The organism is Kribbella sp. NPDC004536, from assembly GCF_042873835.1.
In the GTDB taxonomy this organism is placed as follows: domain Bacteria; phylum Actinomycetota; class Actinomycetes; order Propionibacteriales; family Kribbellaceae; genus Kribbella.
Genome location: NZ_JBIALY010000004.1, coordinates 75734 through 92419 on the forward strand (window position 1 = coordinate 75734; position 16686 = coordinate 92419).

Genomic DNA, 16686 nt, shown 5'->3' on the forward strand with positions numbered 1-16686 from the left:
TCACCCCCTGTGGCAGGAGCACCGAAGGGCAGCAGCAGACAATCTTGCCACACGCCCCACACGGTGACGAAATCCGCTGGTGTCCCCTACTTACGGCGACGGCGCTTGGCCAGGTACACCAGCTCGACCTTGGGCGTCTGCGTCTTCCGGCCGACCTCCCGGTAACCGGCTTTCCGGTAGAGCGCCAGGTTCCGCTCGCTCGCGGCGCCGGTGTCGAGCGCGTACGACATGACCTCCGCGGGCGCCAGCTGCTCCGCGGCCCGGAGCAGACGGGCTCCGAGACCACGACCCTGCCAGTCCGGGGCCACGACGAGCCGCTCGACCCGACCCACCGTGTCGTCCACGGTCAGCTGGACCGATCCGACGATGCGGGTGCCTGCGACGGCCTTCAGCACGTTCCCGCGCTCCACGCGAGCCGTGGTCGCGGTGAGGTCGTCGGTCAGCGGAGGGATCGTGTAGTCGTCGTACAGCCGGGCCTCGGACAGGAAGGCGGCCAGCTGGAGTACGTGGATCTCGCCGGCGTCGGCGGTCGTCGCGGGCAGGATCCGTACGCCCGCAGCGTCGTCGCCCTGGCCCAGCACGTCGCCCCATGCCGCGAGCAGATCCGGCCGACGCTCGGCGGTACGGCGTACCGACTCCTCGTGGCGCCACTCCGCGATCAGGCCGTGGTTCCCGGACAGCAGGACCTCTGGTACGTCGTGACCGCGCCACGCGGGCGGCTTCGTGTAGACCGGGTACTCGAGCAGGCCATCGCCGGAGTGGGACTCCTCCGCCAGGGACTCCGGGTTGCCGATCACACCGGGCAGCAGGCGGGCCACAGCCTCGACCATGACGAGTACGGCGACCTCACCGCCGTTCAGGACGTAGTCGCCGATCGACACCTCGTCGACGCGCATCCGCTCGGCCGCGTACGACGCCACGCGCGCGTCGATGCCCTCGTAACGCCCACACGCGAACGCGAGCCACGGCTCCGCGGCGAGTTCGTAGGCGAGTTCTTGAGTGAAGGGGCGTCCCGCAGGCGTCGGGACGATCAGCCTGGGCTGTGCGGGACCGTCCACGGGCGCGATGGTGTCCAGCGCCTGCCCCCAGGGCTCGGGCCTCATCACCATGCCGGCTCCCCCGCCGTACGGGGTGTCGTCGACGGTCCTGTGCCGGTCGTGGGTCCAGTCGCGCAGGTCGTGCAGGTGTACGTCCAGCAGGCCGCTCTTGGCAGCCTTTCCGACCAGGGAGACGTCAAGGGCGGCCAGGTACTCCGGGAAGATCGTGACGACGTCAAGCCTCATCGGTCGGGACCACCTCGGCGCCGTCCGGGTCCAGCAGGCCGGGCCGGTCCGCGACGACGACGTACTGCTTGTCGACGTTGATCTCCGGTACGAGCTCCTCCACCAGCGGGACCATCACCACGTTGCCGGCCGTACGACGGATCTCCAGCAGGTCCTGCGCCGGCAGGTGGACGACGTCGATCACGGCGCCGACGTCGACGCCGTCGGTGGTCCGTACCGCCAGGCCGACCAGGTCGCGGTCGTAGAACTCGTCCGGGTCCTCCGGGCGCTCGTCGTCGGCCACCTCGGCCTGGACGAACAGGTTCCGCAGCTGCTCCGCCGCGGTCCGGTCGGGTACCTCGGCGAACTTCACCAGCAGCTTCCCGCTGTGCCAGCGGCTCGCGGCCACGGTCAGGGTCCGGGACACCTTGGCGTCCGTCACGACCACCGCACCGTCGGCGAACCGGCGGTCCGGTTCGTCGGTGCGCACGTCGATCCCGACCTCGCCCTTGATCCCGTGCGCCCGGCCGATCCGCCCGACTGTCACCAGCACCTGCATAACTCCTTCTGTACGAGACGAAGGGCCGCACCCGGGATGGGGCGGCCCTTCGGTTGGACTGCTGAGGTCAGCGGCGCGGGCGCCGGTTGAACTCGTCGACGAAGTCGATGCGCAGCGAGGACTCGGAGCTGAGCGCGCCGACGACGGTACGGATCGCGGTGGCGGTGCGGCCGTTGCGGCCGATCACCTTGCCGATGTCGTCGGGGTGGACGTGCACCTCGAGGGTGCGGCCACGGCGCAGGTTCCGGGCCCGGACGCTGACGTCGTCGGGGTTGTCCACGATGCCTCGGACCAGGTGCTCGAGCGCCTCGGTCTCCATCATCGTCAGGCCTCGGTGGTCTCGGCCGCAGCCTCGTCGGCCTTCGGCGCCTCGTCAGCCTTGGGGGCCTCGGCCTCAGCCTTGGGGGCCTCCGCAGCCTCGTCCTTCTTCTCGGCCTTCTTGGCAGTCTTCTTCGCGGTGACGGCCTCGGTCTTCAGCGAACCGTGGGCCTCGGCCAGCGCCTCGTTGAAGATCTCCTGCTTGTCCCGCTTCGGCTCGGCCACGCGCAGCGGCGCCGGAGCCTCCAGGCCCTTGAACTTCTGCCAGTCGCCGGAGGCCTTGAAGATCGCCTCGACGGCCTCGCTCGGCTGCGCGCCGACGCCCAGCCAGTACTGCGCCCGGTCCGACTCGACGCGGATGAACGACGGCTCGGTTTTCGGGTTGTAGATCCCGATCTCCTCGATCGCCCGGCCGTCCCGCTTGGTGCGGGCGTCCATCACGACGATGCGGTAGTGCGGGGTGCGCTTCTTGCCGATGCGCTTCAAACGGATCTTGACTGCCACTTTCGGGTGGTCTCCCTCGGAAATTACATTCTGGGTGAGCAGCACGACCGCGTCGTGGGGACAACGCAGCGGCACTCGATGGGCCGGCCGGGCCAGTGGAGTTAGAGGGCTGCACGAAACCTGGACGGACTCAGCCTGACATTGTGCCAGATCCCACAGCGTGGACACCAATCGGCCTCAGCCGCGCAGGTACCCCAGGTCCGGGAGCCGCTCGACGTACGCGTCCAGCAGCTCGCGGGCGACCGTCACCGAGTCGACCAGCGGATGCCACGCGAACGCCCGTACGGCGGCGTCCCGGGAGCCCGAGGTGGCAGCCTCGATCGTCGATCGTTCCACGGCCTTCACAGCGCAGACGAGCCCGGCCTGGTGGTCAGTGAGCTGCGACACAGTGACCGGTAGCGCGCCGTTGGCGTCCACCGTGCACGGGATCTCCACGACGGCGTCGTCGTCCAGGTGATGCAGCACGCCGCGGTTGCGGACGTTCAGGATCAACGACGCCCGCTCGTTGTGCGCGATCGCCCGCATCAGCGACAGAGCGACCTGCTCGTACCCGCCTGCCGCCATGTCGCGCTCGTCGCGCTCCCCCGCGTCTGCGACCTCACGGCTCTCCACCATGTACGTCGACTCACGCTCAGCCCGGGTCTTCTGCCACAGCTCGAACGCCTGCTCCGGGTGCTGCCCGGTCTCGGCGTAGAACGCGGACTGCTGCTCCAGCAGGAACGCACCCCGCGTCTGCCGGACAGCCTGTACGGCGGCCAGCGTCTCGCGGGCGAAGTAGTAGTAGTGCAGGTACTCGTTGGGGATCGAGCCGATCGAGCGGAGCCAGTCCGCGCCGAACAGCCTGCCTTCTTCAAAAGAACTGAGAGCCTGTGAAGACTGCAGCAAGTCCGGCAGGCGGTCGACGCCGTCGGACCGGAGGGCTCGAAGCCAGCCGAGGTGGTTCAGGCCGGCGTAGTCGTAGAACGCTGTGGCCGGGTCGACGCCCAGGGCAAGCGCAGCCCGGCGCCCGAGGCCCGACGGTGAGTCGCAGATCCCGATGACTCGATCGCCCAGGAACGGGATCATGGCTTCGGTGACCATGCCTGCGGGGTTGGTGAAGTTGATGGTCCAGGCGTCCGGGGCGACGGCGGCGATCCGTTGGGCGATCCGGCGGGCGACCGGGAGCGTGCGCAGGCCGTAGGCGATGCCGCCCGCGCCTACCGTTTCTTGGCCGAGGACGTCCAGGCCGAGGGCGACGCGTTCGTCGACGGTGCGGCCGTCGAGGCCGCCGACCCGGATCGCCGAGAAGATGAAGTCGGCGCCGCGCAAGGCCTCGTCGAGATCGGTCGTCTCCGTCACCACGGGGGCAGGGAGCGAGGAGGAGCCGGCAGCTGCCTGCTGACGCAGGACCGCGCCGATCGCGGCCAACCGGGTCCGGTCGGTGTCGTACAGCATCACCTCGGTGATCCGGCCGTCGCCGTGATCGCCGAGCAGCGCGTGGTACACGAGCGGAACCCGGAACCCGCCCCCGCCGAGAATCGTCAGTCGCACAGCAACGCCCCCTGGATCCGCCTGTTCACGCCAGCACCACCTGTACTCCAGCCTCCGCCAGTTGCGCCCGGGTGGCCTCGTCCGCGCCGGGCTCGGTCACCACCATGGTCAGTTCACCCGGTTCGCACACCCGGGCCACCCCGTGGCCCGGGAACTTGGTCCCGTCCGCGAGCAGTACGACACGGTCCGCCGCGTTGATCATCGCCCGCTTCACGGGGACCTCGATCATCGTGCTGTCCATCACCCGGCCGTCCGGACGGACCCCACTGGTCCCGAGGAACAGCCAGTCGACGTGGATCTGCCGCAGGCTCTCCTCGGTCAGGTAGCCGACCAGCGACCGGTAGCTGCGCCTCACGAATCCCCCGAGCACGATGAGCTCGATCTGTTCGTCGTTCTGCAGCTCTTCGAGTACGGCGAGGTTGCTGGTGACTACCGTCAACGACCGGCCGTGAAGGTGCTGCGCGACTCGGAGGGCCGTCGTGCCGATGTCGAGCAGCACCGACTCGCCGTCGGTCACCAGCTCAGCGGCCCGGCGGGCGATCCGGTCCTTCTCCTCGGCATGTACGGCGTTGACGTCAGCGAACGGTTCGTCGCCACCGTCGACCGCGAGCGCGCCGCCGTACACCCGGGTCAGCCGGCCTTCGGCGTGCAACTGCTCCAGGTCGCGGCGGATCGTGGCCTCGCTGACGCCGAGCTTCCCGGCCAGCACTTTGACGCCCCCGGCCCCGTCGGCCCGGAGCGCGCGGACGATCTGATCCTGTCGCTGCTTCGGCAACACAAGGCAGACCGTATCACGCAAACTCCGTCATTATCAGTCAAATCTGTGAGCAGGTATTGCGAATTCTGCGCACAAGTTTCAAGATTCATGCACGAGTTTGATCGAGCATGCAGGAGTGTGGCTGCACATGCACGAACTGGACGTTGTGGTGTCCGGTCTGGTCTTCCACGACCTGGTGCTCGGGCTGCCCACTCCGCCGCGTCCCGGCACCGAGGTGTGGACCACGGACTCGCACGAGAGCCCGGGCGGGATCGCGAACTTCGCGGTCGCGCTCGCCCGACTCGGACTGCGTACCGGGATGGCGGCCGCGTTCGGCGCGGACGACCTGGGCGACCGGGTCTGGAGCGGACTGAGCGCCGAGGGCATCGACCTCGAGCTGTCCCGTAAGCTGCCCGGCTGGCAGACGCCGCTCACCGTGGCGCTTGCCTACGACAACGACCGGGCGCTCGTCACGCGCGGTACGACTCCCCCGTTGTCGGCCGACGACCTGATCACCACCGCGCCGTCCGCCCGGGCCGTCGCCGCCCACATCGGGCCGTGGCCCAACGAATGGCTGGCCAAGGCGAAGGCGGCCGGCAGCCTGGTGTTCGCGGACGTCGGCTGGGATCCGACCGAGCAGTGGGACCCGGCAGTACTCGAGCAGCTCGAGCACTGCGACGTCTTCCTGCCCAACGCGGACGAAGCGATGGCCTACACCCGCACCGACTCTCCGGAGCAGGCGATGCGCCGGCTGGCAGACCAGGTGCCGCTCGTGGTCGTGTCCAACGGCGCGGAAGGTGCCATGGCGATCGACGCGGGCAGTGGCGAGCAGGTCGCAGTACCTGCGTACCCGGTCCCGGCGGCGGACACCACCGGGGCGGGTGATGTGTTCGCCGCCGGTTTCATCGCGGCCACGCTCTGGGGACTGCCGCTCGGCCAACGGGTGCGGTTCGCCGCACTCACCGCGGCCATCTCGGTCACCCGGCTCGGCGGTGCGGACGCCGCGCCGCGCTGGGCCGACCTCGCGGCCTGGCAGGACGCGAATCCTGATCACCAACTGGAAGCGCTGATCAGCGCCCACTCAGGAAGGTAAGAACCATGGAGCTCTCACGTCGGACGCTGCTCGGGGGCTTCGCGGCCGTAGCGAGCGGGCTGGCAGGCGGGTCGCTGGCCGGCTGCTCGTCCGGGATGAACAACGCCGGTGCGCCGGCCAAGAAGAACGTTGCCACCGAGCTGACCTTCTGGTGCTGGCCGGGCGGCCTCGGCAAGTCCGTACTGGACGACACGATCGCGCACTTCCCGGACCCGAAGATCAAGTACTCCGAGATCGGCGGCGACTTCAAGCAGAAGCTGGTCACCACGTTCAACGGCGGGACCGGGATCCCGGACATCACCGGCATCAAGGGCGAGGACATCGCGTCGATGCTGCCGCAGGCGCAGCGGTTCGTCGACCTGAAGACGGTCGGTGCGGACTCGGTGCTCGGCGACTACCTGCAGTGGAAGGTCAACCAGGCGACCACGCTCGACGGCAAGGTGATCGGGCTGCCGATCGACGTCGGCCCGACCGGGCTGTTCTACCGCGAGGACATCTTCGCCGCGGGCGGCCTGCCGAGCGACCCGGCGAAGGTGGCCGAGCAGCTGAAGACCTGGGACGACTTCTTCGCCGCCGGTGTCGAACTGAAGGCGAAGAACCCGAAGGCACTCCTGGTCTGGGACGCCACCGACCTGTACGACATGGTGATCGGCCAGGGCACCGAGCGGTACATCTCCAAGGACAACAAGTTCATCGGCGACCAGGACCACATCAAGAAGGCGTGGGACACCGTCGTCAAGGCGATGACGCTGAAGATCGACGGCAAGACCCCGAGCGGCGGCCCGGACTGGAACGCCGGCCTCGACCAGGGCACGATCCCCGCGCACATCGGGGCCGCGTGGGCGGCGCTCGACATCAAGTCCGCGGTGAAGAAGACCGTGGGCAAGTGGCGGCTGGCCCCGACGCCGAGCGGGCCGGCGAACTTCGGCGGCTCGTTCCTCACCATCACCAAGAACGCGGCCGACCCGGCGAAGGCGTTCGAGGTGATCAAGTACATGCTCAGCCCGGACAACCAGGCCAAGGCCTACAAGGACGCCCAGATCTTCCCGGCCGCGCCGGCGGCGTACGACAAGCCGGAACTGAAGGCGGCCGACCCGTTCTTCGGCGGCCAGGTGCCGATCGATGTGTTCGGCCCGGCGGCGAAGGCGATCCCGGTCGCGTACCAGAGCCCGTACGACGACGCGGTCGCGGCGCCGTTCCACGACGAGCTCAAGACCGTGCAGGCCGGCGCCAAGACCTCGGACGCAGCCTGGGCGTCCGCGGTGTCGAAGGCGAAGGCGATCGCCAAGCGGCAGGGGGTGCAGTGACCGTTACGGCGACAGTCTCTAGACCGGCGGTGGCGGCCGCCCCGCCGCCGCGGAAGCGGATCTGGTCGTACTGGCGGTTCTACCTGGCGCTGTCGCCGTTCTACGTACTGTTCGCGGTGTTCGGGCTGTACCCGATGCTGTCGACGATCGTGCTGGCGTTCCAGCGCTGGGACGGCCTGAGCGCCCGGCGGTTCACCGGCCTCGGCAACTTCGCGTTCCTGGTCAAGGATCCGACGTTCTGGCAGTCGCTCGAGAACACGGTCGTGCTGTTCTTCATGTCGACCGTTCCGACCCTCGTGCTGGCGTTGCTGCTCGCGGTGATGCTGCAGTCGGCCGTCCGGTTCACCAACGTCTACCGGATCGCGTACTTCATTCCGAACGTCACGTCGCTGGTCGCGATGGCGATCTTCTTCAGCTCGATCTTCAGTACGAACTTCGGCCTGGTGAACGCCGCGCTCCGGTCGCTCGGGATCCCGCAGCAGGACTGGCTCGGCGAACCGTGGGGCATCAAGATCGCGATCTCGACGATGATCGTGTGGCAGTGGGTCGGGTACAACACGCTGATCTACCTGGCCGGTCTGCAGGCGATCCCGAAGGAGCAGTACGAGGCGGCGAAGGTGGACGGGGCCGGCGCGGCCCGGACGTTCTTCTCGATCACGCTGCCGCAGCTGCGTCCGGTCGTACTGTTCACCGTCATCATGTCGACGATCGGCGGGCTGCAGACGTTCACCGAGCCGCAGGTCATGGTCGGCAACAGCGGCGGCACCGGGCAGAGCGGGATGACCGTCGTGCTGTTCTTCTACCGGGCCGCGTTCCTCGACAACGACTACGGGTACGCCGCCGCGATCGCGCTGAGCATCTTCGCGCTCGTGTTGTTGTTCACGGCAATCAACTGGCGGATCTTCCGCGGACGGAGCGACGACCGATGACGCGTACCCGGTGGCGGGGCCTCGCGCTGCACGCCGTACTGATCCTCGCGCTGCTGGTGTTCATGTTCCCGTTCGCGTGGACGATCATCATGGCGTCGAACACGACCGCGGACATCTACCGGTTCCCGCCGAAGTTCACGTTCGGCGGGCACTTCGGCGACAACGTCCACCAGGTGCTGACCAACGTCGCGTTCTTCCAGTCGATGGGGAACACCGCTGTGGTCGCCGTTTCGACCACGGCGCTGGTGTTGTTCTTCGACTCGCTGGCCGCGTTCACATTCGCGAAGTTCCGGTTCCCGGGGCGGAACGCGTTGTTCGTGATACTGCTCGCGACGATGCTGCTGCCGGCGCAGCTGGCCGCCGTACCGCAGTTCCAGACGATGGCGCTCCTCGGCTGGGTCGGTTCGCTGAAGGCGTTGATCATCCCCGGCGCGGCGAACGCGTTCGGGATCTTCTGGATGCGGCAGTACTTCCAGAACTCGATCCACGACGAACTGGTCGAGGCGGCGACGCTCGACGGCTGCGGCTTCTTCGGTACGTACTGGCATGTCGCGCTGCCGTCGGCGCGGCCGGCGCTGGCGTTCCTCGGGATCTTCACGTTCGTCGGGTCCTGGAACGACTACATGTGGCCGTTGATCGTGCTCACCAACCCCGATCACGTGACGCTGCAGGTCGCACTGTCCACGCTGAACCGGGCGCACGGTGTCGACTACAGCATGGTGATGACCGGTGCGCTGCTCGCGATGATCCCGCTGGTGATCGTGTTCGCGGTCTTCGCCCGCCAGTTCATCAAGGGCGCGACGGAAGGGGCCGTCCGCGGATGAGCACTCCGGCGGCGATCAGCGCGTTGCCCAGCGCTGCGGTGAGGAACGCGACCGGCAGCGAACCGACGATCCAGATCGGCAACGCACCGATGACGCCGAGTGCCGCGTAGGTCACGACGCCGAGGGTGAGCCAGACGCTGGTTCTGGCTTCCACCGTCGCAAGGGCGAGACCGGCCAGCGCGACCGTGACGACAGGATCGAGGACGAACAGCCAGCTGACTGTGACGAGCGAGCGGCCGTCGGAGTTCTGGTTCAGCACGGTCAACAGCAACAAGATGCCTCCGGCAACCACCAGTACCGCGCCGAGCAGCGGGACCGGCCACCATCGCAAGCCGGTCGGCCGCAGCAGGATCATCAGTACGGCGAGCAGCACCGCGGCTGTTCCGATCGAGATGGCCCAGGCGCTGGTCTCGTTGCCGTCGGAGATGCCGGCGGCCAGGATGAGCAGGCCTGCCTCGAGCACCGACGCGAGTGCGCCGGCCACGATCCCGGCGGCGACGCGTGCCGGGATCGGGCCTAGCCAGCGGAGCGGGATCGTCGCCACGAGCGCCACGACCGAGGCCAGAATCGCGGGGTCGTACCAACTGCGGTAGACCGCGAAGCCGGTGTTCGACTCGTCCGACCACAGCTTGCGAGACTCCGACGCGCCCGGCCAGTTCACCAGGACCAGAAAGGCGGAGCCGAGCACAAGCACGACGACCGCCCACCAGGGCACCGACCCGACCTGCGCTGCAACGGCGGCCGGTGCGACGGTCGACTGTGCGGCGGTGGTCGGTGCGCTCGCGGCGTCACTCGGCTGCTTCCGTGGTGGCTCCGGTTGTGGGCTCGGTTCGGGCTCGGGCCGGGGTTCCGGTGGTGGTACGGGCGGTTCGGAGTCGGTGCCCGGTACGGTCATCCGGACCGGGATCGTCTGGTCGCCGGTGGGGCCGGACAGGACGACCGACGCCTTGCCTGTACCGGGGTTGTCGGCTCGGACCCGGATCACCGGGCCGTCCTGTTCCACCTTCAGCCACGGGACGGTGGACGAGGCAACAGCCGTCAGCGCGATCGGCGTGCCGTCCAGCCGCACCTCCGCCGTACCTGTCGTACTGAGGTCGAGTACGGGCGGAGTGACCCGCGCGACGCCCGTCTGCACAGCGGCCGTGGCGGCCTCCGCGACCCGGCGGCTGTCGTCGTTCGCCATCGGCAGCAACGCCAGCCAGGCCGCGTAGGCCTGACTCAGATCAGCGCCCGCAAGGCGTTCGCGCAGGTAGTCGACCACCCCGAACCTTGCCGCTGGCAACGGACTCTCCAGCGCCTCGAGCAGCTCCGGCGCCAGCGGTGTCGGGGTGATCCGCCGGACCCGGCTGCGGGCGATCAGGAGTTCGCCCTGCGAGCCGAAGGTCCACATCTGTGGATTCTGGTTCGGCGTCACCCGATGGACCCGGTCGGTCACGTAACCGACCAGCTCGGTGAGCCCGACCCACCCATCACCGTCCCGGTCCGCTTCCCCGGTCGTCAGACCGTCGACCACCGCGCCGGTGAACACCGACGGCGCCGGCGTGCTGTCCGTCGCCAGTTGGCCGCCCTCGAACGCGTACTCCATCGCGCTGGAGGCAGTCACCACCACGCGACCCCGTCCTCCACCGACGTCCGCCTGGCCGGCGAAGGCGTCCCGGACCTGGGCTTCACCGGCGGCCCGTACGACCATGCCGCGCGGGAACGCACCGCCATAACAGCAGTCCAGGAACAACGCGATCCGTTGTGCCCGGCTGTCCGCCATCTGCCGGTTGACGAAGTCCGCGGCCACCGCGGTCGAGGCGAGGCGGGTCGGCTTGGTGTCGGCGACCGCGAGGAACAGCTCTCCCGCCGCGTTCTTCAAACCATGGCAGGAGAAGTGCAGCAACAGCAGGTCCTCCGGCATCCGGTCCGCGAAGAAGTCCTCCACCGCGAAGCGGATCTCCTGCGCGGACTCGTTCCGCAGTACCCGTACGTCGAAGCCGCCAACGGACGGGTCCGCCAGCGCATCGGCCAGCGCCGCGGCGTCCTGCGCCGGCGCGACCAGCCGCCGGAGTCCGGGATCGTCGTACACGTCGTTGGCGACGACCAGCGCGAACCGCGAGCCGTTCATCTCACCCGTCCCCAGCGTGCCGCCGTACGAACGCGTCGACCAACTGCTGCTGCACCTCGCCGGTCGCCCCGGTCAGCTCGATGACGTCACCGTCGATCGTGAGCTTCACCGTCCGCCCAGAAGCCGACCGGCGGATCCACTCCCGGATCACAACGACGACCGAGCCGAGAGCCTGGAGCCCAGGGGCCAGCGAGACGCTGAGCAGGCCGGCGACCGCGGCCAGACCACCCTTCGACCCTTCTGGTGCGGGGCCCGCGCGATAGGACTCGACCGAGTTCACGTCGAGCAACAGCAGCTCCTGCCGCAGCAGCAGCGCCAGCTCCTCGAGCCGCGCGTCGTCCGCCCCGTCCTCGGTGACGCCGACCAGTACGCCGTCGCCCATGGTTCCTCCCGTCCCCGTGCCCCACGATCCTCCTGCGCCGGGGCGGCGACAAGACGGGCGGCGAGCTAGCATTCGGGAACTGGAGCAGCCGGAAGTGCGTCGGAGGGGCAACATGGTAGGCAAGCGGGGGCGGGTGATCGGCCGGATCGCACCCGGGATCGTCGGTGAGGTGATGCTGCCGGTCCGGGGTGCCACCGAGGCCTTCTACGCTTACCCGGCGACCGACGAGGTGCTGGAGGTGGGGACGCAGGTGATCGTCGTCGACTTCGACCCACCGCGCACCGTCTACGTCGCTCGCGCCATCTAATTGAAGTTCCCTTGGAGGGGAAATGCTCTGGACGTACGTGGGCGTCGCCGCTGCCGCGGTGATCGCCCTGCTCATCATCTTCCGGATGGTCTGGCGGGTGGCAGAACCCAACGAGGCGCTGATCATCTCCGGTCTCGGCGCGCACTCGAGCAACGACCAGGTCAACGAGACGCTTGGTTTCAAGATCGTCGTCGGCCGCGGTACGGCGGTGCTTCCGGGATTCCAGACCGTACGCCGGCTGCCGCTCGACATCCGGGCCACGCCGCTGGCCGTGACGTGCGTGTCCAGCCAGGGCATCCCGCTGCACATCAAGGGCGTGACCGCGTACAAGGTCGGTGACGACTACGGCTCGATCGCGAACGCGGCCCGGCGCTTCCTGGAGCAGAGCGACGAGCAGGTGATGGGCACCATCCACGAACTGTTCGCGGGCCACCTCCGGGCGATCGTTGGTTCCACCACGGTCGAGGAGATGCTGCACGACCGGGAGACGCTGACCACGAACATCCGCGGCTCGCTGGCCGGCGACATGGAGAAGCTCGGCCTGGTCGTGGACTCCCTGCAGATCCAGGAGATTGACGACGAGTCCGGCTACATCAAGAACCTCGGCCGTCCGCAGGCCGCCGCGGTCGAGGCCGCGGCCCGGATCGCGCAGGCCGAACGGGACCGGGAAGCGACCGAGCGCGAGCAGGTCGCCGCCGCTGCCAAGGCCGCGGCGATCCGGGAGAGCGAGATCGCCAAGGCCGGCTACCAGGCCGAGGTCGACCAGGCCACCTCGAAGTCGTTCCAGGCCGGCCCGCTGGCGGCTGCGCTGGCCAAGCAGGAGGTCGTCGTCGCCGAGACCGAAACCGCGAAGCTGAACGCGTCGCTGGCGGAGAAGCAGCTGGAGTCCACAGTGCTCAAGCCGGCCGACGCCGAGGCGTACAAGCAGCGCACGCTGGCCCAGGCCGCGCGAGACGCGCAGATCGCGGCCGCCGAGGCGAACGCTCGCGAGGTCCAGCTGCGGGGTGAGGCGCAGGCGAAGGCCACCGAGCTCACCGGTAAGGCGGAGGCGTCCGCGGTGCAGGCGAAGGCGATGGCCGAGGCCGCTGGTATCAAGGCCCGCGCAGAGGCACTGGCCACGAACACCGAGGCCGTTGTCGCGCAGCAGCTCGCCGAGGCCTACCCGGAGATCGTCGCCGCGGCAGCGGGCTCGTTCGAGAAGGTCGGCAACATGGTCGTGCTGAACGGCGCCCAAGGCATCGAGGACACCCTGGTGAAGACCATCACCATGGGCGGCTCCGGCTTCGCCCTGGCCAAGCAACTCATCGACTCCCTCGCCACCAAGAAGGACGACCCCCCGAAACTCGAGTCGGTCCCGGACGACCCCGCGTGACCCTGTGGGATCCCCTTGTGTGCAAGGGGATCCCATGGTTTGTCAGGGGTTTGTAGTGTTAGGCCGTACGTCTGCAGGATTTCGTTGAGACCTTCAGGTGAATTCTCCTCACCTAGGGGCGGGTCGGTGGATGGGAGCGCTCTCGGGTCACGAGAGTGGACTAGTGGGGCTGGACCGTCAAGGGTTCACAGGCCGAGGTAGGCGAGGACTGCGAGGACTCGGCGGTGGCCTGAGTCGGTTGGGGGGAGGTCGAGCTTCAGGAAGACGTTGCCGACGTGCTTGTGGACGGCGCCGTCGGAGATGAACAGCTTCTCGCCGATCGCGGTGTTGCCGAGGCCCTCGGCCATCAGCGCGAGTACTTCGCGTTCGCGCGGTGTGAGGCGGTCGAGCGGGCTGCTGCGCTTCACCATGAGCTGGCTGACCACCTCCGGGTCCAGCACGGTGCCCCCGCCCGCAACCCGGCGTACGGCTTCCAGGAACTCGTCGACGCGGGACACCCGATCCTTCAGGAGGTACCCCACACCCTCGCTGCCGGCCGCGAGCAGTTCGGCTGCGTAGACCTCCTCGACGTACTGCGAGAACACCAGCACCGGAAGACCCGGCCGGACCCGACGTGCCTCGATCGCGGCCCGCAGGCCCTCGTCGGTGAAGGTCGGCGGCAGCCGTACGTCGACGACCGCGATGTCGACCTCGTGCTCGGCGATCGCCTTCGCGAACTGATCGGCGTCGGTGGCGATCGCGGCGACCTGGAAGCCGGAGTTGTCCAGCAGCAGGCTGAGGCCCTCGGCGAGGATCGGGTTGTCCTCGAGGATGATCACCCGCACGGAAGGATCACCTCGACGGTGGTCGGCCCACCGATCGGGCTCTGCAGTTCCATGTGTCCGTCGATCGCCTGCACGCGATGGAGCATGCCATGCAGCCCGCTCCCCCGGCCCAGCAGGTCGTTCTGCTCACTGATCCGCGCTCCGCCGATCCCGTCGTCCGTGACCGCCAGGTAGAGCTCAGCACCACGCCGTTCGAGCTGTACGTCGACGTGCCCGGCCGCACTGTGCTTGGTGATGTTGGTAAGTGACTCTGCAACCACGAAGTACGCGCAGGCCTCTACTGCTGCAGGGACTTCACCCAGCTCGCCGATGCGAAGCTCTACCGGCAACGGACACCTGGCAGCCAACGCAGACACTGCTCCGGCCAGACCGCGGTCAGCCAGGATCGGTGGGTACATGGTGCGCAGTACGCCGCGCAGTTCGGTCATGGCCTGCTCTGCACCGTCACGGGCGTCGTCCAGGAGCTTGGCGGCCTTCTCCGGGTCCTCGGCCATCGTCTGCTTGGCGATACCGATGCGCATCGCCAGCGACACCAGCTGTGCCTGCGTACCGTCGTGCAGGTCGCGCTCGATCCGGCGCAGCTCGGCGCCATGGGAATCCACGGCACCTGCCCTGCTCTTCGTGAGCTCTTCCACACGCTGCGCGAGCCTGACGGTCTCCAACTGGTCGGGGCTCGGCGCCAGCAGGTGCATCGCCGCGTTGGCGTGACCGCGCGCCAGAGCGGGTGCGACCCGGCCGAGGAACCACAGGCCCATTCCGATCTGCAGTGGACCGAGCGTGAGCGCCTCGAACCAGTTGCTGACGCCCACACCCATCAGGTTGACGTTGCCCGGGTCGATCCACCAGAGCAGCATCCCGACGACCGCGGCGGGTGCGCCGATGACGGCGATCATCGCGACAGCCAGCTCCGGGATCATCGCGACCGGCATCAGCAGACAGCGCAGCGCCCGCGTGAACGACTTGTCGCGGAACAGGGTCACCACATCTCCTGGCGCCCGTGGCAGCGCAGGCGGAAGTTCCTCGGCCTGCGGGAGACCGAGGAACTTCGCTGCGCGGTGCCGCTCGCTGTTGGCGAGCCGCACCAGGCCCGCGGTGGCGCCCGGGATGAGCCAGCCCCAGATCAGGCTGACCGGGATCGCTGCCAGCAACGTGACCGACTTGAAGAACCGGATGACGAGGTAACCAGCAGCCGGACCGCCCCGGGACACCATCTTCTTGAGCATGCTCTTATCTTCCGGCACCGCGCGGCCGCGGTCGGTACAGCGGGCTCTACCTTTCAGCCTCTAGCAATCAGGAACGCCTGGCAGCTTGGCGTTCGGATCGTCGATGTAGATGTTGGTCATGTAACCCCTCTGGTCCCGCAGCTTGGCCCACCAGTTGTTGGTGTGCCCGGCCGCCGTCACCGTGTCGCCCTGGATCTGGCACTCGACGAACACCCGCGTCGGACCAGCCAGCGTCGTGACGACGGACGCGGAGAGCTTCGGCGCCGAGCGAACGTTCACGCCGCTGCCCCAGGTGGTGAAGTTGTACTGCGGCGGGTTGGGATCGCCGCCGTTCACCAGTTGCATGTAGTAGTCCCAGTTCCAGTTCGGTCCTGGGTCGGTGTGGTCGTTGCCGGGCATCTCGCTGTGGCCCTTGATGTGATCGCGGTCCTTCGGGATGCCGCGGCGGTCGGCGATGTCGGCGGTCAGCGCGGCCGACGAGCGGTACATCGCGTCGGTGAACCAGGACGGCTGGTCGATGTACCCCTCGTGCTCGATGCCGATCGAGTACGGGTTCGCGCTCCGGGCGTGCCAGGCGGTGTCCTTCTCGGCGACCATCTGGGTGACCTGGCCGTCGCTGGACCGGATCACGTAGTGCGCACTGACCTGCGCCGCCGGGTCCTTGAACCAGCTGATCGTGCCGGCGTACGAACCTTGGGTCACGTGGATCACGATCGTGGTGATCGCCGCGGTGCGGCCTGCCTGGTAGTTGCAGGTGCAGGCCGGGTTCCAGGTCGCGCCCGGATAGTCGACGGCGGCAGTCCCCAGCGGAGCGGCCTTCGCGTACGCGCCGCGGTCCGGGGTGACCGCCTTCGGCTCGGTCGAGACGCCGGCCGCCCGAGCACCACGGGCGATCACCTTGTAGACCTCGTCGGTGTACAGCCGCGCGGTCGGGGCGTCGGCAGAGTGCGAGTACTTCGCGATCACGCCGTACCACTGGCCGAGGTCCGCACGGTCCTTCAGGCCGGCCTGGTCGGCGTACGCGTCGAGGACCGCGGCGGCGCCGAGGACGTTCGACGTGTCGTCCGTGGACAGCTTCGCGACCGGCAGCCCGGTCAGCTTGCTTGCCTCGGACATCGTCTGGTTGACGTTGTTGCTGACCAGGTGCATAACGCCGTACCCGTTCGCCTGGCTCGGGGTGCCGTGGTGGCCGTCGAGATGCGTCTCGGCGAAGCCGACGCCGACCAGGACCTCACGCGGTACGTCGTACTTCGTGGCCGCGGTCCGGAAGGCCGCCGCGAGGTTGTCCTGCGGCGGCCGGGCGGCGTTGCTCGGGAGGGCGGTCAGCGACAAGGCGCCGACGGTAAGGGCCGTGAGCAGTTTCGGTATTCGGGACATGGGGCGGT

General features: G+C 68.5%; 17 protein-coding genes. 6 read left to right on the forward strand and 11 right to left on the reverse strand.

Going from position 1 to position 16686, the window contains the following annotated elements:
* Nucleotides 1-86 precede the first annotated feature (86 nt).
* From trmD to ACFYRU_RS33635, 6 genes are all read right to left on the reverse strand, one after another.
* On the reverse strand, nt 87-1283 hold the full coding sequence (gene trmD, locus ACFYRU_RS33610; protein ID WP_387666284.1) for a tRNA (guanosine(37)-N1)-methyltransferase TrmD: 1197 nt from the start codon (nt 1281-1283) through the stop codon (nt 87-89).
* Nucleotides 1273-1815, reverse strand: a complete 543-nt coding sequence (gene rimM, locus ACFYRU_RS33615) for a ribosome maturation factor RimM (RefSeq protein WP_387666286.1) — start codon at nt 1813-1815, stop codon at nt 1273-1275. The genes trmD and rimM overlap by 11 nt, the downstream gene beginning before the upstream one ends.
* 73 nt (nt 1816-1888) lie before the next feature.
* Nucleotides 1889-2140: an RNA-binding protein gene (locus tag ACFYRU_RS33620; protein ID WP_131292053.1), complete on the reverse strand. Its 252-nt coding sequence runs from the start codon at nt 2138-2140 to the stop codon at nt 1889-1891.
* A gap of 5 nt (nt 2141-2145) precedes the next feature.
* Nucleotides 2146-2643, reverse strand: a complete 498-nt coding sequence (gene rpsP / locus ACFYRU_RS33625; RefSeq protein WP_387666289.1) for a 30S ribosomal protein S16 — start codon at nt 2641-2643, stop codon at nt 2146-2148.
* A 177-nt stretch (nt 2644-2820) separates the two neighbouring features.
* On the reverse strand, nt 2821-4173 hold the full coding sequence (locus ACFYRU_RS33630) for a 6-phospho-beta-glucosidase (RefSeq protein WP_387666292.1): 1353 nt from the start codon (nt 4171-4173) through the stop codon (nt 2821-2823).
* Nucleotides 4174-4198: 25 nt separating this feature from the next.
* Complete coding sequence (locus ACFYRU_RS33635) at nt 4199-4951, reverse strand: DeoR/GlpR family DNA-binding transcription regulator (RefSeq protein WP_387666295.1); 753 nt, start codon at nt 4949-4951, stop codon at nt 4199-4201.
* A 127-nt stretch (nt 4952-5078) separates the two neighbouring features.
* Between ACFYRU_RS33635 and ACFYRU_RS33640 the strand changes: the two genes are divergently transcribed.
* Genes ACFYRU_RS33640 through ACFYRU_RS33655 form a run of 4 tightly spaced genes read left to right on the forward strand, consistent with a single transcriptional unit; the run spans nt 5079 to nt 9083 of the window.
* Nucleotides 5079-6023 (forward strand): carbohydrate kinase family protein, encoded by a 945-nt coding sequence (locus ACFYRU_RS33640; RefSeq protein ID WP_387666297.1) that lies wholly within the window; start codon nt 5079-5081, stop codon nt 6021-6023.
* Between the two features lie 5 nt (nt 6024-6028).
* A complete protein-coding gene (locus ACFYRU_RS33645) occupies nt 6029-7330 on the forward strand; it encodes an ABC transporter substrate-binding protein (protein ID WP_387666300.1) in 1302 nt (433 codons plus the stop codon).
* Nucleotides 7331-7359: 29 nt separating this feature from the next.
* Complete coding sequence (locus tag ACFYRU_RS33650; RefSeq protein ID WP_387666302.1) at nt 7360-8259, forward strand: carbohydrate ABC transporter permease; 900 nt, start codon at nt 7360-7362, stop codon at nt 8257-8259.
* Complete coding sequence (locus ACFYRU_RS33655) at nt 8256-9083, forward strand: carbohydrate ABC transporter permease (RefSeq protein ID WP_387666305.1); 828 nt, start codon at nt 8256-8258, stop codon at nt 9081-9083. Before ACFYRU_RS33650 ends, ACFYRU_RS33655 begins: the two co-directional genes overlap by 4 nt.
* Here the strand turns inward: ACFYRU_RS33655 and ACFYRU_RS33660 are convergent.
* Both ACFYRU_RS33660 and ACFYRU_RS33665 read right to left on the reverse strand, forming a co-directional pair.
* Nucleotides 9049-11193 carry a caspase family protein gene (locus ACFYRU_RS33660; RefSeq protein ID WP_387666307.1) on the reverse strand — a complete coding sequence of 715 codons (2145 nt, stop codon included), beginning with the start codon at nt 11191-11193 and terminating at the stop codon, nt 9049-9051. The genes ACFYRU_RS33655 and ACFYRU_RS33660 overlap by 35 nt on opposite strands.
* A gap of 1 nt (nt 11194) precedes the next feature.
* On the reverse strand, nt 11195-11575 hold the full coding sequence (locus tag ACFYRU_RS33665; RefSeq protein ID WP_387666309.1) for a hypothetical protein: 381 nt from the start codon (nt 11573-11575) through the stop codon (nt 11195-11197).
* A gap of 112 nt (nt 11576-11687) precedes the next feature.
* Between ACFYRU_RS33665 and ACFYRU_RS33670 the strand changes: the two genes are divergently transcribed.
* Nucleotides 11688-11882, forward strand: coding sequence for a hypothetical protein (locus ACFYRU_RS33670; RefSeq protein ID WP_141852289.1), 195 nt, complete (start codon nt 11688-11690; stop codon nt 11880-11882).
* 22 nt (nt 11883-11904) lie between these two features.
* Nucleotides 11905-13254 carry a flotillin family protein gene (locus ACFYRU_RS33675; protein WP_387666312.1) on the forward strand — a complete coding sequence of 450 codons (1350 nt, stop codon included), beginning with the start codon at nt 11905-11907 and terminating at the stop codon, nt 13252-13254.
* 185 nt (nt 13255-13439) lie between these two features.
* Here ACFYRU_RS33675 and ACFYRU_RS33680 read toward each other — a convergent pair whose 3' ends face one another.
* Genes ACFYRU_RS33680 through ACFYRU_RS33690 form a run of 3 tightly spaced genes read right to left on the reverse strand, consistent with a single transcriptional unit; the run spans nt 13440 to nt 16678 of the window.
* On the reverse strand, nt 13440-14078 hold the full coding sequence (locus ACFYRU_RS33680; RefSeq protein ID WP_387666314.1) for a response regulator: 639 nt from the start codon (nt 14076-14078) through the stop codon (nt 13440-13442).
* Nucleotides 14069-15301: a sensor histidine kinase gene (locus ACFYRU_RS33685; RefSeq protein ID WP_387666316.1), complete on the reverse strand. Its 1233-nt coding sequence runs from the start codon at nt 15299-15301 to the stop codon at nt 14069-14071. The genes ACFYRU_RS33680 and ACFYRU_RS33685 overlap by 10 nt, the downstream gene beginning before the upstream one ends.
* Before the next feature lie 60 nt (nt 15302-15361).
* Nucleotides 15362-16678, reverse strand: a complete 1317-nt coding sequence (locus tag ACFYRU_RS33690) for an N-acetylmuramoyl-L-alanine amidase (protein ID WP_387666319.1) — start codon at nt 16676-16678, stop codon at nt 15362-15364.
* Between the last annotated feature and the right edge of the window lie 8 nt (nt 16679-16686).